This is a genomic window from Pseudonocardia sp. SID8383, assembly GCF_009864975.1.
Classification (GTDB): domain Bacteria; phylum Actinomycetota; class Actinomycetes; order Mycobacteriales; family Pseudonocardiaceae; genus Pseudonocardia; species Pseudonocardia alni.
On the sequence record NZ_WWFY01000436.1, the window covers coordinates 1 to 451 of the forward strand.

1 pseudogene is annotated in these 451 nt (G+C 79.2%); it reads right to left on the bottom strand.

Annotated features, from left to right (window positions below):
* Nucleotides 1–451, bottom strand: a pseudogene (locus tag GTW08_RS10695) (PLP-dependent aminotransferase family protein); the annotation flags it as partial.

Here is a 451-nt window from a genome sequence, read left to right on the forward strand (position 1 = left end):
GACGGCCGGGTGCCGGTCCGGGCGCGCAGGTCCCGCCACGCGGCGACGACGGCGGGCGGCGCGACCGCCCAGCCGACCCCCAGCGTCGGGCTGAGGATCTTGCTCGCGGTGCCCAGGTGCACGACGTGGGCGGGCGCGAGCGCGGCGAGCAGGGGCAGCGGGGCGACGTCGTAGCGGAGCTCCCCGTCGTAGTCGTCCTCGATGACCAGGAAGTCCTCGGCGCGGGCACGCCCGACCAGGGCGACCCGGCGGGCGGCGGACAGACGCACCGCGGTGGGGAACTGGTGCGCGGGCGTGGTGTAGACGGCCGCGCAGCCGGCGGGGACGGCGTCGACGACCAGGCCGTCGTCGTCCACGGGCACGCCGAGGACCCGCAGCCCGGCGGCCCGCAGCGCGCTGACCGCCCGCGGGTACCCCGGCTCCTCGACGGCGACGGTGGCCCCCGCAGGCA